The sequence below is a fragment of the Streptomyces mashuensis genome (assembly GCF_014654785.1).
Taxonomy (GTDB): Bacteria; Actinomycetota; Actinomycetes; order Streptomycetales; family Streptomycetaceae; genus Streptomyces; species Streptomyces mashuensis.
In genome coordinates this window covers 441,241-463,583 of record NZ_BNBD01000003.1, presented here as the reverse complement: position 1 = coordinate 463,583, position 22,343 = coordinate 441,241, and the positions used below count along the sequence as shown (strand labels likewise).

Genomic DNA, 22,343 nt, shown 5'->3' with positions numbered 1-22,343 from the left:
CCCTCATGCCCCCATCCGCTCGCCGCACCCTGGGCCACGGCCCGGCGGGCCCGCCGCCCGCACCGGAGCCGGCGGAGGGAGAGGACGACGGAGGCGCTCCCCCCGCGGGGGAGGGCGAGAGCGGCGACCCCGCGCGGTTCACCGTGCGGCTGGACAACTTCGAGGGCCCGTTCGACCTGCTGCTCCAGCTGATCTCCAAGCACAAGCTGGACGTCACCGAGGTCGCCCTCTCCAAGGTCACCGACGAGTTCATGGCGCACCTCCGCGCGATGGGCCCGGACTTCGACCTCGACCAGACCACCGAGTTCCTCGTCGTCGCCGCCACCCTGCTCGACCTGAAGGCGGCCCGGCTGCTGCCGGCCGCCGACGTCGAGGACGAGGCCGACCTCGCCCTCCTGGAGGCCCGCGACCTGCTCTTCGCCCGGCTGCTCCAGTACCGGGCGTACAAGCGGATCGCGGAGATCTTCAGCGGGCGGCTGGCGCACGAGGGCCGCCGCTACCCCCGTACCGTGGGCCTGGAGCCGCACCACGCCGAGCTGCTGCCCGAGGTCGTCCTCGGCATCGGGCCCGAGCGGCTGGCCGAGCTGGCCGTCAAGGCCATGCAGCCCAAGCCGCCGCCCCGGGTCTACGTCGACCACATCCACGCCCCGCTGGTCAGCGTCCGCGAACAGGCGGAGGTCGTGGTGGTCCGGCTGCGCTCGGCCGGCGCGGCCACCTTCGGCGAGCTGACGGCCGACGCCCCCGACACCCTCACCGTCGTCGCGCGCTTCCTGGCCCTCCTGGAGCTCTACCGCGAGCGGGCCGTCGCCCTGGACCAGGGCGAGGCCCTGGGGACGCTCACGGTCCGCTGGACGGGCGAGGAGGGCGAGGACGCCGCCGGGCGCGTGACCGACGAGTTCGACCGGGGACCGCAGGAAGCGCAGGAAGCGCAGGAGTCCCAGGAAGCGCAGGAACCGCAGGAACGCGAAGGGGAACGGGATGAGTGAGGAGACCGGGGCACCGGTGGAGGAGCCGCAGCTCCCGCTGAAGCCCGCCCTGGAGGCGGTCCTCATGGTCGTCGACGAGCCGGCCACGGAGGAGCACCTCGCCCAGGTCCTCGGCCGCCCCCGCCGCGAGCTGGCCGCGGCCCTGCGGGAGCTCGCCGACGAGTACACCGCCCAGGGCCGCGGTTTCGAGCTGCGGCAGGTCGCCGGGGGCTGGCGCTACTTCACCCGGCCCGCCTACGCCGACGCCGTCGAGGCGTTCGTCCTGGACGGGCAGCAGGCCCGGCTCACCCAGGCCGCGCTGGAGACCCTGGCCGTCGTCGCGTACCGTCAGCCGGTCAGCCGTTCGAGGGTCTCCGCCGTACGCGGGGTGAACTGCGACGGTGTCATGCGCACCCTGCTCCAGCGCGGGCTGGTGGAGGAGGCGGGCACGGAACCCGAAACAGGTGCGATCCTGTACAGGACGACGAACTACTTTCTGGAGCGGATGGGCCTTCGCGGTCTGGAGGAGCTTCCCGAGCTCGCCCCGTTCCTTCCCGAGGCCGAAGCGGTCGAGGGCGACTCCCAGGAGGGAGTGCCGTCCTTCGACCCCGACGCCCCGGACCCCGACGCAGACGACAAGACGGAACTTTGATGCGAAGCAGCGGCAGGAACAGCGGAAGCGGCAACCGGGACTACCGGGGCGGCGGTGGCGCCGGCGGTGCCGGCCGGCGCTCGGGCGGCGGCGGCCAGGGCGGGGGCCGGGACGGCGGGCAGCAGCAGCGCCCGCGCCGTCCGCGCCCCGAGGAGCGCCGCTACGACGTCGGCCCCGACGCCGAGCGTCGCGGCGGCACCGGCGCCGGCTCCGGCCGGGGCACCTCGGCCCGGGGCGGCGCCAAGGGCGGCCCCAAGCGCCCCACGGGCGCCCGGTCCGGCGCGGGCGACCAGCGCCGCGGCGGCCGGCCGCAGGGCCCGTCCCGCCCCCGTGAGCTCGACGCCAAGATCGAGGAGCGCAACCGGGAGCGGCACAACAAGCCGGCCCTGAAGCTGCCCAAGACCTTCGGCGAGCCCGAGGGCGAGCGGCTGCAGAAGGTGCTGGCGCGTGCCGGCATGGGCTCGCGCCGCGCCTGCGAGGAGCTCATCGAGCAGGCCCGCGTCGAGGTCAACGGCCGCATCGTCACCGAGCAGGGCGTCCGCGTCGACCCCGAGAAGGACGAGATCAAGGTCGACGGCCTGACCGTGGCCACCCAGTCGTACCTGTTCTTCGCGCTGAACAAGCCGGCTGGCGTCGTCTCCACCATGGAGGACCCCGACGGCCGCCAGTGCCTCGGCGACTACGTCACCAACCGCGAGACCCGGCTGTTCCACGTCGGCCGCCTCGACACGGAGACCGAGGGCATCATCCTGCTCACCAACCACGGCGAGCTGGCCCACCGCCTGACGCACCCCCGCTACGGCGTGCAGAAGACCTACCTCGCCGCGATCACCGGCCCCCTGCCGCGCGACCTCGGCAAGCAGCTGAAGAACGGCATCCAGCTGGAGGACGGCTACGCGCGCGCGGACAACTTCCGCGTCGTCCAGCAGACCGGCAAGAACTACCTGGTCGAGGTCACCCTCCACGAGGGCCGCAAGCACATCGTCCGCCGCATGCTGGCCGAGGCCGGCTTCCCGGTCGAGAAGCTCGTCCGCATCTCCTTCGGCCCGATCGCCCTGGGCGACCAGAAGTCGGGCTGGCTGCGCCGCCTCACCAACACCGAGGTCGGCATGCTGATGCGCGAGGTCGAGCTCTAAGCCGCAAAGCAGCGCAGGACCCCGCAGGACCCCGGGGCGTCGTCCCCCGGGGTCACGTCCGCCGGGGTCACGTCCGCCGGGTGAGGGCCACCGCCCGGCCCTCGCCGTCGCGCTCGACGTCCAGCAGGCCCACCACCGCCTCCCGCGCCACCGGCCCGAACACGTGCGGGAACAGCACGTCCGGTGCCACGCCCGGCGGGGGAGCGGGGGCCGCCGCCTCGAACCGCACCGGCACGTCCAGTGCCGTCTCGTCGACGCACAGCACCACCAGGCGCCCCGGTACGTCCGCGTAGAACGCCCGGGCCACGGCCAGCGTCGTCTCCTCGTCGGGCGAGCAGTGCACGAAGCCCTCGTCCGCCAGCGACGCGGGCGCGTAGGGGCGGCCGGGAGCGGCCTGCCAGTCGTCGAGCGGGACCAGATGGAAGATCATGTGGTCCGTTCTACCCGACCGCGCCGCACTAGGCTGAGCCCGTGAGAACCGCCCTCGTCATCGGAACCGGACTGATCGGCACGTCCGCCGCCCTCGCCCTCGCCGGGCGCGGCGTCCAGGTCCACCTCTCGGACCACGACCCCGCCCAGGCCCGTACGGCCGCCGCCCGCGGCGCCGGCACCGACCAGCCGCCGGAAGGCCGCGTCGACCTGGCGATCGTGGCCGTGCCGCCCGCCCACGTCGCGCGCACGCTGCACGAGGCGGTCCAGGGCGGCGTCGCCCGCGCGTACCTCGACGTGGCCAGCGTCAAGGGCGGCCCGCGCCGCGAGCTGGAGGCCCTGGGCTGCGACCTGACCGCCTACCTGGGCACGCACCCGATGGCCGGACGCGAGAAGTCGGGGCCGCTGGCGGCCACCGCCGACCTGTTCGAGGGCCGGCCCTGGGTGCTCACGCCCACCGCCGGCACCGACACCGAGGTCCTCAACCTCGCCCTGGAGCTCGTCGCCCTCTGCCGCGCCGTGCCCGTCGTCATGGACGCCGACGCCCACGACCGGGCCGTCGCCCTCGTCTCGCACACCCCGCAGCTGGTGTCGAGCCTCGTGGCCGCCCGGCTGCGGGACGCCGACGAGACCGCCGTACGGCTGTGCGGCCAGGGCATCCGCGACGTGACGCGCATCGCGGCCTCCGACCCGCGGATGTGGGTCGACATCCTCTCCGCCAACCCCGGCCCGGTCGCCGACGTCCTCGCCGGCGTCGCCGCCGACCTGGACGAGACGGTCCGGGCCCTGCGTGCCCTGGAGGCGGCCGACGACGGCAAGCGGCGGGACGGCGCCGCCGGCATCGAGGACGTGCTGCGGCGCGGCAACGCCGGCCGCGCCCGGGTACCGGGCAAGCACGGCGCGGCCCCGGCGGTGTACGAGTCGGTCACCGTCCTCATCGGCGACCAGCCGGGCGAGCTGGCGAGGATCTTCGCCGACGCCGGCCGGGCGGGCGTGAACATCGAGGACGTCCGCATCGAGCACGCCACCGGCCAGCAGGCGGGCCTGATCCAGCTGATGGTCGAGCCCGGCGCGGTGGCCGGCCTGACCGCCACCCTGCGCGACCGCGGGTGGGCCGTGCGCCACTGAGCGCCCGTCCCGGCCCGGCTCCGCCGTCCCACCGCCCCGCGCGACTGCGCGGGGCGGTCCGGCGAGCCAGTAACCTTGTCTGAGCCCCTCCGGGGGACCCTCTTGCTCCGCCCGTGCACAAGGAAGGTGTCGAACACCGTGGAAACCGCCGCCCGGACCGCCCCGGCAGCTGTCATCGTCGGCATCGACGGCCCCTCCGGCACGGGCAAGTCCAGCACCTCGAAGGCCGTCGCCGCCAAGCTCGGCCTGCGCTACCTGGACACCGGTGCCCAGTACCGGGCCATCACCTGGTGGATGCTGCACAACGGCATCGACGTGAACGACCCCGCGGCCGTCGCGGACGCCGCCGGCAAGCCCGAGATCGTTTCCGGCACCGACCCGGCCGCGCCCACCATCGCCGTCGACGGCACCGACGTCTCCGGTCCCATCCGCACCCAGGAGGTCACCTCCGCGGTCAGCGCCGTCAGCGCCGTGCCCGAGGTGCGCACCCGGCTGACCGAGCTCCAGCGCGCCATCGCCGCCGAGGCTCCGGCCGGCATCGTCGTCGAGGGCCGCGACATCGGCACCACCGTGCTGCCGGACGCCGACCTCAAGATCTTCCTGACGGCCTCGGCGGAGGCCCGCGCCGCCCGCCGCAACGGCGAGCTCAAGGGCAAGGAGGCCGCCGACCTGGCCGCCACGCAGGCCGCCCTGGTGAAGCGCGACGCCGCCGACTCGGGCCGCAAGACGTCCCCGCTGGCCAAGGCCGGCGACGCGGTCGAGGTCGACACCACCGAGCTCACGCTCGACCAGGTCGTCGAGTGCGTGGTGACGCTGGTGGAGGAGAAGCGATCCGCGTGACCGATCATGTGATCGGTTCCGAGAGCGGTGCCGCCGTCGGGCGGCGGATCGGCATCGGGCTGATGTACGGCCTGTGGCGGCCGCGGGTGCTCGGCGCCTGGCGGGTGCCGGCCGTCGGCCCGGTCATCCTGGCCGTCAACCACTCCAGCAACCTCGACGGCCCGATGGTCATGGGCACCGCGCCCCGGCCCGCGCACTTCCTGATCAAGAAGGAGGCGTTCACCGGCCCGCTGGGCCCGTTCCTCCGGGGGATCGGGCAGCTGCCGGTGGACCGGTCGAGCACCGACCGCACCGCCGTGACCGGCGCGCTGGACGTGCTGGCGCGCGGCGGTGTCCTGGGCATCTTCCCGGAGGGCACCCGGGGCGAGGGCGACTTCGCGTCGCTGCGCGCCGGGCTCGCCTACTTCGCGCTGCGCTCGGGGGCGCCCGTGGTGCCCGTCGCGGTGCTCGGCAGCACCGGGCGCCGCAGCCGGCTGCTGCCCGGGGTGTCGCCGCTGCGCAGCCGGGTCGACGTGGTGTACGGCGAGCCCTTCCGCGCCGGTGACGGCAGCGGACGGCGCACCCGGACCGCGCTCGACGAGGCGACCACCGGCATCCAGCGGCACCTGGCGGCGCACCTGGCCGATGCCAAGCGGCAGACCGGCCGCTGAACGAGACTTGATGCGCACGGAAGACGTGCGCGGACGACGAACGAGGAACGGACTTCATGAGCGACCACATCCACACCGGCGACGAGCACGGTGAGCTTGGCGACGCCGAGTACGCGGAGTTCATGGAGCTCGCCGCGCAGGAGGGCTTCGACGCCGAGGAGGTCGAGAGCGAGCTCGCGGCCGCCGGCCACGGCCCGCTGCCGGTGCTCGCCGTCGTCGGCCGCCCCAACGTGGGCAAGTCGACCCTGGTCAACCGGATCATCGGCCGCCGCGAGGCGGTCGTCGAGGACCGCCCGGGTGTCACCCGTGACCGCGTGACGTACGAGGCCGAGTGGGCCGGCCGCCGCTTCAAGGTCGTCGACACCGGCGGTTGGGAGCAGGACGTCCTCGGCATCGACGCGTCCGTGGCCGCCCAGGCCGAGTACGCCATCGACGCCGCCGACGCCGTGGTCTTCGTGGTGGACGCCACCGTCGGCGCCACCGACACCGACGAGGCCGTCGTCAAGCTGCTGCGCCGGGCCGGCAAGCCCGTCGTGCTGTGCGCCAACAAGGTCGACGGCCCGTCCGGCGAGGCCGACGCGGCCATGCTGTGGTCGCTGGGCCTCGGCGAGCCGTTCCCGATCTCCGCGCTGCACGGCCGCGGCACCGGCGACATGCTGGACGAGGTGCTGAAGGCGCTGCCCGACGCCCCCGCGCAGACCTTCGGCCAGACCGTCGGCGGCCCGCGCCGCGTGGCCCTGATCGGCCGGCCCAACGTGGGCAAGTCCTCGCTGCTCAACAAGGTGGCCGGCGAGGAGCGCGTGGTCGTCAACGAGCTGGCCGGCACCACCCGCGACCCGGTCGACGAGCTGATCGAGCTGGGCGGGAAGACCTGGAAGTTCGTGGACACCGCGGGTATCCGCAAGCGCGTCCACCTCCAGGAGGGCGCCGACTACTACGCGTCGCTGCGCACCGCCGCCGCCGTGGAGAAGGCCGAGGTCGCGGTCGTCCTCATCGACGCCAGCGAGAACATCAGCGTCCAGGACCAGCGCATCATCACCATGGCGGTCGAGGCCGGCCGTGCCATGGTCATCGCCTACAACAAGTGGGACAACCTCGACGAGGAGCGCCGCTACTACCTGGAGCGGGAGATCGAGACGGAGCTCCAGCAGGTCGCGTGGGCGCCCCGGGTGAACGTCTCGGCCCGTACCGGCCGGCACATGGAGAAGCTCGTCCCGGCGATCGAGACGGCCCTGGCGGGCTGGGAGACGCGCGTCCCCACCGGCCGGCTGAACGCCTTCCTCGGTGAGCTGGTCGCGGCCCACCCGCACCCGATCCGGGGCGGCAAGCAGCCCCGGATCCTGTTCGGCACGCAGGCGGGCACCAAGCCGCCGCGCTTCGTGCTCTTCGCCTCCGGCTTCCTGGAGGCGGGCTACCGCCGCTTCGTCGAGCGCCGGCTGCGCGAGGAGTTCGGCTTCGAGGGCACGCCGATCCACATCTCGGTGCGGGTGCGGGAGAAGCGCAGCCGCAAGAAGTGACGCGGCCCCCTGCCGTCAGGGGTCAGAAGCCGCCCGGTCGGCCGTCGCGCCGGCCCGGCGGGAGCGCGGGCGGCAGGGCGGGCAGAGGGCCCCGCGGCCGCGCGTAGGGGCCCGGGTCCCAGCCCGTGCCGTACCCGCCCGGCTGTGCCGGGTACGGGGGTGGCACGGGGGGCCCGGGGAGCTGGCCCGCGCCCGCGGGCCCGCCGCCCAGCTGGCCGAAGCTCTTGAACCGCAGGTCCTCCTCGCCGGACCGGTCGCCCGGGAGGGCGCGGAAGGACCGGCGGTACTCGGAGCAGAGGGCGTCGTAGATCGGGGTGACCGAGGCGGTGTGACTCTCCGCCGAGGCGTCGCGGGGTGGCCGCATGCCGGGGATGTAGTGGTACGAGTTCCGAGGAACGGGTTCGTATGAGTACACATCCCTGCCAACGAACCGGAGCCCCGTCGGATGCGGTCCCGGGCGCGAATGGACCGCCGGGAGCACCTCGCCGGTGACCGCCGGCCGCAGCTCGGGGTGGTCGCCGGGCCGCCCCGGCCCGTACGTCATGTCCCCGCCAGCGGCATCGAGGCGCCCACCAGACGCCCCGTGGCCGCCGCCCGGTCCATGGCGTCGCGCAGCAGGTCCTCCCGCGGCTGGGCGCCGATGGCGCCGTGCGGGGCGGCGTACACCAGGACCCGTCCGGCCCGGTTGACCGCGGACCGCCAGTCGTCGGCCACCTGCATCGCCTGGTGCGCCTGCCACCACGCCTGCGGTGCGGCGCCGCCGGCCGGGGGCTGGAGCACCGCGTGCAGCCGGCCCATCGCCAGCAGCACCGACCAGCCCGCCAGCGGCGGGGGAGCCTGCTCGACGTCGGTCACCGGCGCGAAGCCCTGGGCGCGCAGCAGCTCCAGGAACACATCCACCGGGCCGTCCGAGCCCGGCCGGGCGATCGGCCCCAGCGGCTCCACCACCAGCGCCGGCTGCACGTCACCGCCCACCAGCACCAGACCGCTTGTCACACCCAGCTCGGCCTGCATCGGCGACTGCTCCGCGGCGCTCCCGCCCGTCTCGCCGGCGGTGATGGACCGGACCGCGCCCTGGAGCTGCTCCTCGGCGACCGGGACCACCTGGGAAGGGATGCAGGAGGCGTGCGCGAAGGCCAGCACCGCCGTCTCCTCGCCGACGAACAGCACGGTGCTGGTGCGCTCCCGCTCGCTGTTGCCCGGGGTGCGGCAGGAGGTGCAGTCGTAGACGTCCGGGGCGTTGTCCCCGCCCAGCAGTCGCTCCGCTTCCTCGTCGCCGATCTCGGCGCGTACCTCGTCGCTGACATCGAGCATGCGCGGCACGGGGGCTCCCTCGAACTGGTGCGTGTGTCCGGCCGGGCGCTTCCCGGCTCGTAAGGAGACAACGGACGATCCCGGGCAGGGGTCACGCACCGGAGGGTTTCCGGAAAGGTTCCCCGGTTCCGCTACCGATTCGCCAACTGTTCCGGCACGAGTTGGTGATCAAGGCCAACCCGGCCGGCCGCCGCACGGTCTAACCTCTCAGGAGAGGCGGGCCGGAGAAACTGTCCGCGGCACACGGCTGCAGGGGACGAATGCACATCTCATTCCTGATTCACAACGCGTACGGCATCGGCGGCACGATCCGTACCACCTTCAACCTCGCGGGGACGCTCGCCGAGCACCACGACGTGGAGATCGTCTCGGTGTTCCGGCACCGGGACGAGCCGGTGCTGGCCCCGGGCGGCAAGGTGCGGCTGCGCCATCTGGTGGACCTGCGCAAGGACGGGCCCGGCTACGAGGGCGACCTGCCCGAGTACCGGCAGCCGGCGACGGTCTTCCCGGCCGCCGAGGGCCGCTACAAGCAGTACAGCGCGCTCACCGACCGGCGGATCGCCGAGCACCTGCGCTCCCTGGACTGCGACGTGGTCGTCGGCACCCGCCCCGGCCTCAACGTGCACATCGCCCAGCAGGCCCGCCGCGGCGTGGTCCGGGTCGGGCAGGAACACCTGACGCTGAGCACCCACTCGCCGCAGCTGAAGCTGGCGCTGCGCACCCACTACCCGCGGCTGGACGCGGTGACCACCGTCACCGAGGCCGACGCCCGCACCTACCGCCGGCTGATGAAGCTGCCCGGCGTACGCGTGGAGTCCGTGCCCAACAGCGTCCCCGCGCCGGGCCTGGCGCCGGCCGACGGCAGCGGCAAGTGGGTGATCGCCGCGGGCCGGCTCGCCCCCGCCAAGCGCTACGACGTGCTGGTCCGCGCGTTCGAGAAGGTGGTCGCGCAGCGCCCCGACTGGCGGCTGCGGATCTACGGCGCCGGCGCCGAGCGCGCCAAGCTGCGCGCCCTCATCGACCGGCGCGGCCTGTACAACCACGTCTTCCTCATGGGCCCGGCCAGCCCGCTGGAGCCGGAGTGGGTCAAGGGCTCCATCGGCGCCGTCACCTCCAGCCTGGAGTCGTTCGGCATGACCATCGTCGAGGCCATGCGCTGCGGGCTGCCGGTGGTGGCCACCGACTGCCCGCACGGCCCGGCGGAGATCATCCAGGACGGCGTGGACGGCCTCCTCGTGCCCGTGGGCAAGACCGACGCCATCGCCGCCGGCCTGCTGAAGCTCATCGAGGACGACGAACTGCGCCGCAGCATGGGCGCCGCGGCGCTGGAGAACTCCGCGCGCTTCGACCCCGGGCGGGTGGCCGGCCGCTACGAGGAGCTCTTCGCGGACCTGCGGGCGCAGCGCGGCGGCCTGCGCGGCTCGCTGCACCGCACCCGCGGCGCCCTGCTCAGCAGCGCCTTCCAGGCCAAGGACCGCAGCCGGTCCGTGCTGCGGAAGGTGCGTGCCGCATGACGCCGCCGCACCCCGACGAGAACGCGCCCTCGACCCCCGAGGGCGCCCCTCCCACGACCACCACCACCGAGGAGAGCACGATCGTGTCTGCCCCTCCCCTGGCCTTCGACGCGGGAACCCCCAGCGCCGACTGCATCGCGGACTCCGCGGGCGGACTGACCTTCGACCTGGACGCCCCCGGGCCCGCGGAGGGTGACGCGCCCTGGTCGGCGGCGCTCGTGCTGCGCCGCCGGGGTACGGAGGAGGCCGGGGAGGCCGAGGAGGTGCGGCTGCCGCTGGCGCCGGGCGCCGCGGGCCGGCTGCGCGCGGTGCTGCCGAGCACGGTGTCCCTGCCCGAGGGCCGCTGGGACGTGCACGTCGCGTTCGGCGAGGACGAGCCGCGGCGGCTGGTGCCGGGCCTGGCGGACCTGCGGTCGCTGGTGGACCGCAGGCCCGGGCCCAGCACCTCGCCGCTGGCCGTGCGCATCCCCTACGGCACGAAGCACGGCAACCTCTCCCTGCGCAGCTGGCAGCGCGCCCCGCACGCCGAGGCGGGCGACCTGACCCTGGACGCCGTCGGCATAACCGTCCGCGGCACGCTGTACCGGGTGGAGGACCCGGCGGCGTGGCTGGCCGGCGCGGTGGCCGAGGCGCGCAGCCGCCGTGACGCGTCCGTGGTCCGTACGGCCGAGGTGACGGCGGACGGGCAGGACTTCGTGTTCACGCTGTCCTGGGCGGCGCTGTGCGAGGAGTGGCGGGGCGGCCCGGAGGTCTGGGACCTGTGGCTGCGCGGCCCGGAGGGCGCGGACCCGGTGCGGATCGCGCGGCTGCTGGACGACGTGGCGGACAAGAAGCAGGTGTTCACCTACCCCGCGCAGCCGGTGGACGCCGCGTACGCCCCGGCGCAGGCGGGCCCGTACTACACGGCGGACAACGACCTGTCGGTCCGCGTCGACGAGCGGGCGTAGCGGGCGCGACGACGTCCGCGGGACGGGCGGGCCGGACGTGTCGTCAGGCCCGCCCGGCGCCCTCGCTCGCGGTCACCACCTGCGGGTGGTGCAGGTCGAAGGCCGGCGACTCGGACCGGATCTTCGGCATGGTGACGAAGTTGTGCCGGGGCGGCGGGCAGGACGTGGCCCACTCCAGGGACCGGCCGAAGCCCCAGGGGTCGTCGACCCGTACCGGCTGCCCGTACTTGGCCGTCTTCCAGATGTTGTAGAAGAACGGCAGATGGGACAGGCCGAGCAGGAACGCGCCGATGGTGGAGACGGTGTTGAGCGCGGTGAAGCCGTCCGCGGCCAGGTAGTCGGCGTACCGCCGGGGCATGCCCTGGGCGCCCAGCCAGTGCTGCACCAGGAAGGTGAGGTGGAAGCCGGTGAACAGGGTCCAGAAGTGCACCTTGCCCAGCCGTTCGTCCAGCATCTTCCCGGTGAACTTGGGCCACCAGAAGTAGAAGCCGGCGAAGGTCGCGAAGACCACCGTGCCGAAGACGACGTAGTGGAAGTGGGCCACCACGAAGTAGGTGTCGGTGACGTGGAAGTCGAGCGGGGGCGAGGCGAGGATGACGCCGGTCAGCCCGCCGAAGAGGAAGCTCACCAGGAAGCCGGTCGCCCACAGCATCGGCGCCTCGAACGACAGTGAGCCGTGCCACATGGTGCCGATCCAGTTGAAGAACTTCACGCCGGTGGGGATGGCGATGAGGAACGACAGGAACGAGAAGAACGGCAGCAGCACGGCCCCGGTGGCGAACATGTGGTGCGCCCAGACCACCAGCGACAGCGCGGTGATCGACATGGTCGCGCCGATCAGGGTGAGGTAGCCGAAGATCGGCTTGCGGGAGAAGACCGGGATGATCTCGGTGATGATCCCGAAGAACGGCAGCGCGATGATGTAGACCTCGGGGTGGCCGAAGAACCAGAACAGGTGCTGCCACAGCAGCGCGCCGCCCCACTCGGCCTCGAAGACCACCGCCCCGAACCGCCGGTCCGCCTCCAGGCAGAGCAGCGCCGCCGCCAGCACGGGGAAGGCGAGGAGGACGAGGATCGAGGTGAAGAGCACGTTCCAGGTGAAGACGGGCATCCGGAACATCGTCATGCCGGGTGCGCGCATGCCGATGATGGTGGTCAGGAAGTTGACGGCGCCCAGGATCGTGCCGAAGCCCGAGAGCGCCAGCCCCATGATCCACATGTCGGTGCCGATGCCGGGGGAGCGGGCCAGGCTGCTCAGCGGTGCGTAGCCGGTCCAGCCGAAGGAGGCGCCGCCCTCGGGCATGGCCAGGCTGGAGACCACGATGAGCCCGCCGAAGAGGTAGAGCCAGTAGGCGAACATGTTGAGCCGGGGGAAGGCCACGTCGGGCGCGCCGATCTGCAGCGGCATGATCGCGTTGGCGAAGCCGGCGAAGGCCGGGGTGGCGAAGAGCAGCAGCATGATCGTGCCGTGCGCGGTGAACGCCTGGTTGAACTCCTCGTTGGTGACGATCTGGAGTCCGGGCCGGGCCAGCTCGGCGCGCATCAGCAGGGCGAGCAGACCGCCGGCGAGGAAGAAGAGGAACGACGTGATCAGGTAGAGGTGCCCGATCTTCTTGTGGTCCGTCGTCGTCAGCCAGTCCACCACCAGCGCGCCGGGACTCCGCGGTGCGGTCCGCGGCCCGGCCGCGGCGGTCTGCGCGGTCTCGGTCCCCATGGTTGCCCCCTCGCTCTCGGCCGTCACCCTCCTGCGGCGCCTCCCCCGGGCACGTCGCCATCATGCGCGCGTGGCGGGCGTTGCGCGAGGGTGCCTCCGTACCGAAGGGCCGGAATTTTATCTTCCGAATATCGGGGAGAGATACGGTGCGACGGTCGGCAAAATGCGGTCGCCATGACCATTGCCGTGCTTTTCGGCGACGGGAAGCGGAAGGCCCCGGAGGGAGCTGCGGAGAGCATTCCGGGAAGGCCCGGTGAATTCACTGCCGCGGTTTTGTGGAGAGGCGGTGCGCGGGTGTCGCAATGCCCGGAAGGGTGAGCCGGCCGGGGTCAAACCACGCCGGGACCACTGTGACAGAAGTGTGACCAGTGGCGCACCCGTCGCGGACGGTCGCCGCACTCGCCCCGCTTCCGCCGACCCTCCGTCAGCGCCTACCGTGGCCCGCATGGCACCTCTCCCGCACCTGCCCTCCGACCCCGACGACGACCTGGAGGCGTACGTGGGCCTCGCCGAGCCGGAGGCCGTCCACCGGGCCCGCAGCCGCGGCTGGACGGACGTCCGGTCGCTGCCGCCGCACACGATCGTCACCCTGGAGTACCGGGCCGGCCGGCTGAACTTCGAGGTCGACGGCGGCGTGGTCCGCCGCTGCTGGAAGGGCTGAGCCCACACGTACGAGGGCGGCCCCGGAACGAGTCCGGGGCCGCCCTCCTACGTACGGACGTGGCGTCAGCCGCCCGCCGTGCCCGGGCGGCCGCGGCCCGCGGCCGGGCCCAGCGGCGCCGTGCGCGGGGTGCGGTCCGCGTGCGGCGGGCGCCGGCTGCCGGTGGGCGTGACGGGCGTGCGCTCCGACCGGGCCGTGTGCGGGCGGGCCGGCAGGTGCGGCCGCTCGGCCGGCCGGGCGGTGGCGCGGCTGCCCGCACCCACGGGCTCGCGCACCGGCAGCTGGTCGTCCACGGGCGTCCGCGGCCCGGCCAGGCCGACCCGTGCCCCGGCGGGCGGGGCGGCGGCCGCGCGGCGCTCGCGCACCCGGTCCCACAGGGCCAGCAGCCACGTCTCGGCACGCGCCATGTGCGGCTCGAACCAGGGCAGGACCAGCAGCACCAGCAGGCCCGCGGTCCAGCCCAGCGTGACGTCGCTCATCCAGTGCGTACCGAGGTAGACCGTCGTCATGCCCACGCCCAGGGCGAGCAGCGCGGCGATGACGGAGGCGATCCGCCGGGCGCGGGCGGTGGTGGCCAGATAGGCCAGCACGCCCCAGGTGACGACCGCGTTGGCGGTGTGGCCCGAAGGAAATATGTCGCCACCGGCGAACATCTCGTTCGAGCCGATGGCGGTGGCGTAGTGCGGGCCCAGCCGGCCCATGCCGATCTTCGCCGCGCCCACGGTCACGTTGAGCAGCAGCAGCGAGGTGCCCAGCACCAGCAGCGGGCGCAGCGTCTTCTGCTTGTACGTGCGCCAGCCCAGCCAGGCGGCGACGGCCACGGCGGTCGGCCCGCGCTGGCCCAGCACCACGTAGTAGTCCAGGAAGGTGTGGATCTCCGGCCACTGCTTGTAGGGCCGGAAGAGCATGACCTGCCAGTCGAACCGCACCGGCCAGGACGTCGTGAGCACACCGACCACGATCGCCACGTAGACCACGAAGGTCGCCACGAAGATCCCCAGGCGGGTCCTGGTCATCCGTGGCCGCACGGGATCGGTCGGGCGCTCCTCCGCGGGGACGAGCTCGTCGTTGGTACGCACTCAATCGACGTTACATTGCGTGATGGGAAGGTTCGGCCGATCTCGGCTCTTTGTGATGACGATGTGATGTGGAATGCGTCTCAATCGTGCCGCGCCGCAGGTTTGAAACGACGGAATGAAAAACCGCCGGGAAAGCGGTGTTCGGCACCCGGACGGCCGCATCCCGGCGGTGAATTCTTTTTCGCCCGGTGGCGTTCCCGCCGCGTTTGTACGACGCTTGCCGGGGCGCGGCCCGGGGTTTCCGCGGCGTTTCCGCCCGGCCCCGCCCGCCCCCCGAATATGATCATGGCGGGCCGGAGCCGTGCAGCCAGAACGCGCCGTAGACCGCCGACGCCAGCGCCACCGGAGCGAGCACCAGCGCCACCCGTGCCGTCCGCAGCCGCGCCAGCGCCACCGCGAGCGGCAGCAGCAGCGGGAACGCGGGCATCATCAGGCGCGGCTTGGACCCGAAGTAGCCCTTCGCCGTGAGCGCCAGCAGCAGCACCGTGCCCGTGTACGCCAGCACCGGCAGCGGCTGCCCGCGCCGCACCCCCGCCACGTACAGCCAGATCACCCCCGCCACGCCCAGCAGCAGGCCGAGCCCCGCCGGGAACGCCGGGCCCGCCAGCCGCCCCGCGATGAACGAGCCGAACGCCAGGCCGCCGTCGAAGCCGTTGCCCCAGCCGCCCTGCACGTCCAGATAGCCGGTCACGCTGCCGCGCCGCACCCCGACCCACGCCACGTAGCCCAGCCAGCCCAGCGGCGCCAGCAGCACGCCCACCGGCAGCCGCCACGACCGCTCACCCCGGCGCAGCGCCACCAGGGCGCCCAGCCACACCGCCGCGACCACCGCCGCTCCCACCGGCCGGGTCAGCCCGGCCAGCGCCGCCAGTGTGCCCGCCGCCACCCAGCGGCCGGTCAGCACCGCGTACAGGCTCCACGCCGCCAGCGCCGTGAACAGCGACTCCGAGTACGCCATCGACTGCACGACCCCGACCGGCAGCGCCGCCCACAGCACCACCAGCACCACGCCGGCCCGCCGCCCGTACAGCCGCTCGCCGACGGCGAAGACGCCCCACGCCGCGGCGAGCGAGGCCAGGGCCGAGACCACCAGGCCCGCGTCGCCCGCCCGCAGCCCCGTCAGCGCCGACACCCCGCGCTCCAGCCACGGCAGCAGCGGGAAGAACGCCAGGTCCGAGTGGACCTTGCCGCCCGCCAGATGCAGCGTGTAGCCGTAGCCGTCCTCGGCCACCCGCGCGTACCAGAGCGAGTCCCAGCGCGCCGAGAGCAGCTTGTGCGCGTCCTTGCCGTCCGCCAGCCCCCACAGCGCCAGCGCCAGGACGCCCAGCGCCCGCACCGCCGCGTACAGCGCGAGCGCGGGCAGCGCCGCGCGCGCCGCCCGCACCGGTGCGCCGTACGACACGGCACGCCGAGGGACGCGGACGGCGTGCGTCCGGGCGGGCGCGTCGGCTATGCCGGAGGAGGGGACGAGATCGGTCACCGGCCGATTGTCCCAGGCACGGGACGTGAGAGGCGCCACGTGGGTTCCCGGCGGGACTCGCGTACGCTGTCGACTCACTCGCATCCGGCACCCCGGGACCCGCCTGCCCGCACGGGCCCGGCCGTCCCCTCCCCGGCGGTGCCCGCGAGCGCATGACACGGAGGTGTGTGGATGTCCGGGACGACCACGGCCGGCCCCCGGCGGCCGGTCGGCGTTCCCCGGCAGCGGCCCCGGCCGCGCCGCGCGGACCGGCGCGGGCCCGGCCCGGCGGGCGCGAACCGCTGGACCGTGCTCGTCGTCCTCTGCGTCAGCCTGCTGCTGGTCGCCGTCGACGCCACCGTGCTGCACGTCGCCGTGCCCGCCGTCACCGAGGACCTGCGGCCCTCGGGGATCCAGCTGCTGTGGATCGTCGACGTCTACCCGCTCGTCTGCGCCTCGCTCCTCATCCTCTTCGGCACCCTCGGCGACCGCGTCGGCCGCCGCCGCGTGCTGCTCCTCGGCTACGGCCTGTTCGGCCTGGCCTCCGCGGCCGCCGCGCTGGCGACCGGGCCCGAGGTGCTCATCGCCGCCCGCGCGCTGCTCGGCGCCGGCGGCGCGATGATCATGCCGGCCACGCTCTCCATCCTCCGGCAGGTCTTCCCCGACCGCCGCGAACGGGCGCTGGCCATCGGCGTGTGGAGCGCGGTGGCCGCCGTGGGCGCGGCCGTGGGGCCGCTGCTCGGCGGCTTCCTCCTGGAGCACTTCTGGTGGGGCTCGGTCTTCCTCATCAACATCCCGCTGATGGCCGTGACCCTGCCGGTGGGCCGGTGGCTGCTGCCCGAGTCGACCGGGGACCGGGACGGCCCCTGGGACGTGCTCGGCGCGCTGATGGCCGCGTTCGGCCTGTTCGGCGTCGTCTACGGGGTCAAGCAGACCGGCGGCGCCGAACCGCTGGCGCTCGGCACGCTCGTGCCGGGGGCGGTGGGCGCGGCCCTGCTCGTCCTCTTCGCCCGCCGCCAGCGGCGGCGGGAGCGGCCGCTGGTCGACCTGACGATGTTCGCCCGCCCGGCGTTCGGCACATCCGTGGGCTGCATCGTCCTGGCCATGCTCGCGCTGGTCGGCCTCGAACTCATTGCCGCGCAGTACCTCCAGCTCGTCCTCGGTCTCTCCCCGCTGGAGACCGGCCTCCGCCTGCTGCCGCTCACCCTCGCCGCCATGGCCGCCGGCCTGGCCGGCTCCCGCATGCTGCACCGCTTCGGGCCGCGCGCCATGGTCGCCTCCGGCTTCGCGCTGACCGCCGTGGCCGTGCTGTCGCTCACCGCCATGGGCCGCGAGGACCGGCCCGCGCTGCTCCTGCTGTGCTTCGTCCTGCTCGGCCTCGGCCTGGAGACGACGCTGTTCGGCGCCTACGAGTCGATGCTCAGCGACGCCCCCGCGGAGTCCGCCGGCGGCGCGGCGGCCATCGGCGAGACCTCGTACCAGCTGGGCGCCGGCATCGGCATCGCCCTGCTCGGCAGCGTCATGAACGCCGCGTACGCACCGGCGGTGGCCGGTGCACCGGGCGTGCCGAGCGCCGCCTCGGCGGCCGCGGGCCACTCCCTCGGCGAGGCCTTCGCGGTCGCGGACCGCCTCGGCGGCCCCGCGGGCACGGCCCTGCGCACCGCCGCACGCGGCGCGTTCGTGCACGGCCTGCACGTCACCCTCGTGGTGAGCGCGGCCCTGCTCCTGCTCGGTGCCCTGGCCGCCCTTCGCCTGCCGCGCACGACGGAGTGCGCGGAACAGTCACGGGACTGAGGGGTCCGGGCCGGCGCCGGGTCTGGACGCGGGAGGTTACCCGGACGTAGCGTCGGGGGACCGATCACCGGACCGTACCGCCGGAGGACACCGTGTTCGACCCGCGTGACCCGCTCGGGCTCGACGACCTGCTCGACGACGAGGACCGCGCCATCCGCGACGCCGTCCGGCAGTGGGCCGCCGACCGCGTCCTGCCGTACGTCGCCGACTGGTACGAGCGCGGCGAACTCCCCGTCGTCCGGGAGCTGGCGCGCGAGCTGGGCTCGCTCGGCGCCCTGGGCATGCAGCTGGAGGGCTACGGCTGCGCCGGGGCCAGTGCCGTGCAGTACGGGCTGGCCTGCCTGGAGATCGAGGCCGCCGACTCCGGCATCCGCTCGCTGCTGTCCGTGCAGGGCTCCCTCGCCATGTACGCCATCCACCGCTTCGGTTCCGAGGAGCAGAAGCAGCAGTGGCTGCCCGCCATGGCCGCCGGCGAGGTCATCGGCTGCTTCGGGCTCACCGAGCCCGACCACGGCTCCGACCCCGCGGGCATGCGCACGTACGCCAAGCGCGAGGCCGGCGGCGACTGGGTGCTGACGGGCCGCAAGATGTGGATCACCAATGGCTCGGTGGCGGGCGTCGCCGTGGTCTGGGCCCGCACCGACGACGGCATCCGCGGCTTCCTGGTGCCGGCCGGCACCCCCGGCTTCTCCGCCCCGGAGATCCGGCACAAGTGGTCGCTGCGCGCCTCCGTCACCAGCGAGCTGGTGCTCGATCAGGTGCGGCTGCCCGCCGACGCGGTGCTGCCGGAGGCCACGGGCCTGCGCGGCCCGCTCGGCTGCCTCAACCACGCGCGGTACGGCATCGTGTGGGGCGCGATGGGCGCGGCGCGCTCCTGCTTCGAGGCGGCCCTGGACTACGCGCGCACCCGGGAGCAGTTCGGCAGGCCCATCGGCGGCTTCCAGCTCACCCAGGCCAAGCTCGCCGACATGGCCGTCGAGCTGCACAAGGGCATCCTGCTCGCCCACCATCTGGGGCGGCGGATGGACGCGGGGCGGCTGCGCCCGGAGCAGGTGAGCTTCGGGAAGCTGAACAACGTGCGGGAGGCGATCGAGATCTGCCGCACCGCCCGGACGATCCTGGGCGCCAACGGGATCTCGCTCGAATACCCCGTCATGCGGCATGCGACGAATCTGGAGTCGGTGCTGACCTACGAGGGCACCGTGGAGATGCACCAGCTGGTGCTGGGCAAGGCGCTCACCGGTCTCGACGCCTTCCGGTGAGCGTCCTGCCCGCTAGCTCTGGTTGAAGAAGCCGCCGTTCGTGCGGCCCGTGGCCTCCCCGCTGACGACCTGGTAGTCGGCGGGGGTGAGCAGGAAGACGCGGTTGGCCACGCGTTCGATCGAACCGCGCAGCCCGAAGGTCAACCCGGCGGCGAAGTCCACCACCCGCTTGGCGTCGCTGGGCTCCATGCTCGTCAGGTTGACGATGACGGGTACGCCCTCCCGGAACAGCTCGCCGATGCCCCGGGCGTCGCGGAAGCCGTCGGGGGTGACGGTGGCGATCCGGGTGCCCTGCTCCTGGGCGACCTCGTCGGCCACCCGGACCTTCGGGTTGGTCACCCAGGCGTCGCCGGGCTCGGCTCCCTCGGCGTAATCGTCGTCGTAGTAGCGCTCGTCATCGCTGTCGTCGACGAGGCCAAGCCAGGCACTCGCCTTGCGCACCGATCCCATGGACGCCTCCTCTCACACGCGGTGTGTTCCGCCCGCTCCTCTATGGTCGTCCATGATGCGGATGATGTGCCAAGTGGATGGCGGCCATGCGGGGATTTCGTGACGCATCTGGTGCAAAGCGGATGGCGATGCGTCAGAAACCCCCATGACTCGGCCGCAGGCTCTGGACCTGGGCATATGCGGCATGGTTCGAGGAGTGCGGGCTCCGGCCCAGGACGATTGTCCCCGCTGCATAGGATGCCCGGGCACATCGACACCACACACGGGGGCACGATTTGTTCGGGATCATCAGGCCATGCCGGCACCGGCTGTCCGAGAGCATGCGGACGGAGTGGATGGCGCACCTGTGCGGGCTCTGCCTGGCACTGAAGGGCGATCACGGGCAATTCGCTCGAATAGCAACGAATTACGACGGTTTGATCATCTCGGTGCTCGTCGAGGCGCAGTCGTCCCGGTCGTCCGGCGCGGACGGCGCGGGGGCCTGGCGGCGCACCGCGGGACCCTGTCCGCTGCGCGGCATGCGCTCGGCGTCCGTGGCCACGGGTGAGGGCGCGCGGCTCGCCGCCTCCGTCTCGCTCGTCCTGGCCTCGGCCAAGATGCGGGACCATGTCGCGGACGGCGACGGCGTGTTGGCCCGCCGCCCGGTCGCGGCGCTGGCCCGGCGGGTGGCGGCGAGCTGGGACGGGGCGGGCGCGCGTACCGGTTCCGAACTCGGCTTCGACACCGCGGTGCTGGTCGACGCCGTCGAACGGCAGGCGGGACTGGAGGCACGGGCGGTGGCGGGCACCTCGCTGCTGGAGGTGACCGAGCCCACCGAGACGGCCACCGCCGCCGCCTTCGGCCATACGGCCGTACTGGCCGGACGGCCGGGCAACCGGCCGGCGCTGGAGGAGGCCGGCCGCCTCTTCGGGCGCCTCGCCCACCTGCTGGACGCCGTCGAGGACCTCACCGAGGACGCCCGCACCGGCGCGTGGAACCCCGTCACCGCCACCGGCACCGGACTCGACGAGGTACGACGGCTGTGCGACGACGCGGTGCACGGGGTGCGGCTGGCGCTGCGCGACGTGGAGTTCGCGAGCAAGTCCCAGGGGCGGCTGGCCCATCTGCTGCTGGCGCACGAACTCCAGCGGTCCGTCGACCGGGCGTTCGGCACGACGGCGCCCTCCGCCTGCGCGGCCGGGCACCGGCACGGCGACGCGCACGGCGACGCGCACGGCGACGCGCACGGCGATACGCACCGCGACGCGACGCCGCAGGCGTCCTTCGGTGCGCCGCCCGTGATGCCGCCGTCCGCGCCGCCGGAGCCGCCGGGGCGCCGCGGGCGGCGTCGGGGGCTGGTGGCCGGGTGTGCGGTGTGGACGGTGCTGTTCTGCTCCGGGCAGGTCTGCTGCAAGGACCCGTACCACGACCCGTGGACGGGGGAGCCGCGCGAGGGCTGGTGCGCCAAGTGCTGTGACAACTGCGACGGCTGTGACAGCTGCGGGGACTGCTGCGACACGTGCAACTGTTGCAGCAACTGCTGCGACGACGGCTGTTGTTGTGACGGCTGCGATTGCGGATGCGATTGCTGACCGGAGTTGAGCAGCCTGACCAGGCTGGTCAGGGTTGACCGGACGGACTCCTGACGTCGTCCGATGCCTCGTGTGCCGGGGGAGCGGCCGAAAGCGGCCCTTGCGTCCCGCGCTCCCGGCCGCGAATACTCCCGAGCAGCGTTTGTCAGGGGCACGGCGAAAAGTGGAAGCGTCCCGTGCCCTTTCGGCTGCGCCTCACGGGCCCGCGCACCGGCGGACCCCCGAACCCCCACTCGGGAGGACACACGTGAGGAAACAGCACACCGAATCCACCACCCCCCGCACCACCGTCGTGCCACGCCGCACCCGCGCCGTCGCCCTCGCCGCCGGCCTGGCGGCCGTCTCGGCGCTCGTCGCCGGCACCGCCCACGCCGAGCCCACCGGCGCCGCGGCCGGCTCGGCCGCCGCCCTCGCCGCCGCGAGCAGCGCGGTGGAGGCGGCCGACGTCGCCGGCACCGCGTGGGTCGTCGACGAGAAGACCCGCACCGTGGTCGTCACCGCCGACTCCACCGTCTCCGAGGCCGCCCTCGCCCGGATCAGAGAGCAGGCCGGCGACAACGCCGACGCCATACGCGTCGAGCGCACCCCCGGCGCGCTGCGCCAGCTGATCTCCGGCGGCGACGCCATCTACGCGCCCACCTGGCGCTGCTCCCTCGGCTTCAACGTGCGCAAGGGCAACACCGCGTACTTCCTCACCGCAGGCCACTGCACCCAGGGCAAGCCCGCCTACTACGCCAACTCCGGCAAGACGGTGCCGATCGGCCCCACCACCGGCAGCAGCTTCCCGGGCAACGACTACGGCATCGTGCAGTACACCAACGGCTCGTTGCCGCACCCCAGCGAGGTCGACCTCTACAACGGGCGCACCCAGCGCATCACCGCCGCGGCCGACCCCACCGTCGGGCAGAGCGTGCAGCGCAGCGGCTCCACGACCAAGGTGCACGGCGGCAAGGTCACCGGCCTGAACGCCACCGTGAACTACGGCAACGGCCAGGTCGTGCGCGGCCTGATCAAGACGAACGTCTGCGCCGAGCCCGGCGACAGCGGCGGCGCCCTGTTCTCCGGTTCCACCGCGATCGGCCTGACCTCCGGCGGCAGCGGCAACTGCACGTCGGGCGGCACCACGTTCTTCCAGCCCGTGGTCGCCGCGATGCGCGCCTACGGGGTGACCCTGGGCTGACCCCGGGCTGCCCCTGAGAGCCCCCGGCCTCCGCGGCCGGGGGCTCGACCCTGCCCGGGACCGGGCATACCGTGGACGTAT

The 22,343-nt window shown here is 73.7% G+C and carries 21 protein-coding genes; 14 read left to right on the top strand and 7 right to left on the bottom strand.

The genetic code is table 11. The features are described from left to right. The first annotated feature begins 5 nt into the window (after window positions 1–5). Genes IE305_RS11505 through IE305_RS11495 form a run of 3 tightly spaced genes read left to right on the top strand, consistent with a single transcriptional unit; the run spans window position 6 to window position 2,753 of the window. A complete protein-coding gene (locus IE305_RS11505; RefSeq protein ID WP_190129404.1) occupies window positions 6–986 on the top strand; it encodes a segregation and condensation protein A in 981 nt (326 codons plus the stop codon). Next, window positions 979–1,617, top strand: a complete 639-nt coding sequence (gene scpB, locus IE305_RS11500) for an SMC-Scp complex subunit ScpB (protein ID WP_190129403.1) — start codon at window positions 979–981, stop codon at window positions 1,615–1,617. The genes IE305_RS11505 and scpB overlap by 8 nt, the downstream gene beginning before the upstream one ends. After that, complete coding sequence (locus IE305_RS11495; RefSeq protein WP_190129402.1) at window positions 1,617–2,753, top strand: pseudouridine synthase; 1,137 nt, start codon at window positions 1,617–1,619, stop codon at window positions 2,751–2,753. Before scpB ends, IE305_RS11495 begins: the two co-directional genes overlap by 1 nt. Before the next feature lie 67 nt (window positions 2,754–2,820). Here the strand turns inward: IE305_RS11495 and IE305_RS11490 are convergent, their stop codons facing one another. Continuing rightward, the gene (locus tag IE305_RS11490; protein ID WP_190129401.1) at window positions 2,821–3,183 is read right to left on the bottom strand and encodes a DUF952 domain-containing protein; all 363 of its coding nucleotides are present in this window, start codon (window positions 3,181–3,183) and stop codon (window positions 2,821–2,823) included. A gap of 41 nt (window positions 3,184–3,224) precedes the next feature. Here IE305_RS11490 and IE305_RS11485 point away from each other — a divergent pair, with 41 nt between their 5' ends. The 4 genes from IE305_RS11485 (at window position 3,225) to der (ending at window position 7,317) form a co-directional block, all read left to right on the top strand. After that, complete coding sequence (locus IE305_RS11485) at window positions 3,225–4,310, top strand: prephenate dehydrogenase (RefSeq protein ID WP_190129400.1); 1,086 nt, start codon at window positions 3,225–3,227, stop codon at window positions 4,308–4,310. Window positions 4,311–4,448: 138 nt separating this feature from the next. After that, a complete protein-coding gene (gene cmk / locus IE305_RS11480) occupies window positions 4,449–5,150 on the top strand; it encodes a (d)CMP kinase (protein ID WP_190129399.1) in 702 nt (233 codons plus the stop codon). 62 nt (window positions 5,151–5,212) lie between these two features. Next, window positions 5,213–5,800 (top strand): lysophospholipid acyltransferase family protein, encoded by a 588-nt coding sequence (locus IE305_RS11475; protein WP_190129468.1) that lies wholly within the window; start codon window positions 5,213–5,215, stop codon window positions 5,798–5,800. A gap of 56 nt (window positions 5,801–5,856) precedes the next feature. Next, complete coding sequence (gene der / locus IE305_RS11470) at window positions 5,857–7,317, top strand: ribosome biogenesis GTPase Der (protein ID WP_190129398.1); 1,461 nt, start codon at window positions 5,857–5,859, stop codon at window positions 7,315–7,317. Between the two features lie 22 nt (window positions 7,318–7,339). On the opposite strand, the gene IE305_RS11465 is transcribed toward der, so the two are convergent. Both IE305_RS11465 and IE305_RS11460 read right to left on the bottom strand, forming a co-directional pair. Then, window positions 7,340–7,681 carry a hypothetical protein gene (locus tag IE305_RS11465; RefSeq protein WP_190129397.1) on the bottom strand — a complete coding sequence of 114 codons (342 nt, stop codon included), beginning with the start codon at window positions 7,679–7,681 and terminating at the stop codon, window positions 7,340–7,342. Between the two features lie 176 nt (window positions 7,682–7,857). Further along, on the bottom strand, window positions 7,858–8,640 hold the full coding sequence (locus IE305_RS11460) for a DUF8842 C-terminal domain-containing protein (protein ID WP_190129396.1): 783 nt from the start codon (window positions 8,638–8,640) through the stop codon (window positions 7,858–7,860). Window positions 8,641–8,891: 251 nt separating this feature from the next. Here IE305_RS11460 and IE305_RS11455 point away from each other — a divergent pair, with 251 nt between their 5' ends. Further along, window positions 8,892–10,145 carry a glycosyltransferase family 4 protein gene (locus IE305_RS11455; protein ID WP_190129395.1) on the top strand — a complete coding sequence of 418 codons (1,254 nt, stop codon included), beginning with the start codon at window positions 8,892–8,894 and terminating at the stop codon, window positions 10,143–10,145. Continuing rightward, on the top strand, window positions 10,142–11,092 hold the full coding sequence (locus IE305_RS11450; protein WP_229890817.1) for a hypothetical protein: 951 nt from the start codon (window positions 10,142–10,144) through the stop codon (window positions 11,090–11,092). Before IE305_RS11455 ends, IE305_RS11450 begins: the two co-directional genes overlap by 4 nt. 43 nt (window positions 11,093–11,135) lie before the next feature. Here IE305_RS11450 and ctaD read toward each other — a convergent pair whose 3' ends face one another. After that, the gene (gene ctaD, locus IE305_RS11445) at window positions 11,136–12,806 is read right to left on the bottom strand and encodes an aa3-type cytochrome oxidase subunit I (RefSeq protein WP_190129394.1); all 1,671 of its coding nucleotides are present in this window, start codon (window positions 12,804–12,806) and stop codon (window positions 11,136–11,138) included. Window positions 12,807–13,251: 445 nt separating this feature from the next. On the opposite strand from ctaD, the gene IE305_RS11440 reads away from it, so the two are divergent. Beyond that, a complete protein-coding gene (locus IE305_RS11440) occupies window positions 13,252–13,467 on the top strand; it encodes an I78 family peptidase inhibitor (protein ID WP_190129393.1) in 216 nt (71 codons plus the stop codon). 65 nt (window positions 13,468–13,532) lie between these two features. Here the strand turns inward: IE305_RS11440 and IE305_RS11435 are convergent, their stop codons facing one another. After that, window positions 13,533–14,546, bottom strand: coding sequence for a phosphatase PAP2 family protein (locus IE305_RS11435; RefSeq protein WP_190129392.1), 1,014 nt, complete (start codon window positions 14,544–14,546; stop codon window positions 13,533–13,535). Window positions 14,547–14,829: 283 nt separating this feature from the next. Further along, the gene (locus IE305_RS11430; RefSeq protein ID WP_373311581.1) at window positions 14,830–15,999 is read right to left on the bottom strand and encodes a glycosyltransferase family 39 protein; all 1,170 of its coding nucleotides are present in this window, start codon (window positions 15,997–15,999) and stop codon (window positions 14,830–14,832) included. A gap of 198 nt (window positions 16,000–16,197) precedes the next feature. On the opposite strand from IE305_RS11430, the gene IE305_RS11425 reads away from it, so the two are divergent. Then, a complete protein-coding gene (locus tag IE305_RS11425) occupies window positions 16,198–17,799 on the top strand; it encodes an MFS transporter (protein ID WP_190129390.1) in 1,602 nt (533 codons plus the stop codon). Between the two features lie 92 nt (window positions 17,800–17,891). Beyond that, on the top strand, window positions 17,892–19,061 hold the full coding sequence (locus IE305_RS11420) for an acyl-CoA dehydrogenase family protein (protein WP_190129389.1): 1,170 nt from the start codon (window positions 17,892–17,894) through the stop codon (window positions 19,059–19,061). A 12-nt stretch (window positions 19,062–19,073) separates the two neighbouring features. On the opposite strand, the gene IE305_RS11415 is transcribed toward IE305_RS11420, so the two are convergent. Beyond that, window positions 19,074–19,511 (bottom strand): cell division protein SepF, encoded by a 438-nt coding sequence (locus tag IE305_RS11415; protein WP_190129388.1) that lies wholly within the window; start codon window positions 19,509–19,511, stop codon window positions 19,074–19,076. A gap of 275 nt (window positions 19,512–19,786) precedes the next feature. On the opposite strand from IE305_RS11415, the gene IE305_RS11410 reads away from it, so the two are divergent. Together IE305_RS11410 and IE305_RS11405 are read left to right on the top strand one after the other, a co-directional pair. After that, window positions 19,787–21,082, top strand: coding sequence for a DUF5685 family protein (locus IE305_RS11410; protein WP_190129387.1), 1,296 nt, complete (start codon window positions 19,787–19,789; stop codon window positions 21,080–21,082). Window positions 21,083–21,329: 247 nt separating this feature from the next. Then, entirely contained in the window at window positions 21,330–22,262 is a 933-nt protein-coding gene (locus tag IE305_RS11405) for a S1 family peptidase (protein WP_190129386.1), read from the top strand. The last annotated feature ends 81 nt before the right edge of the window (window positions 22,263–22,343 follow it).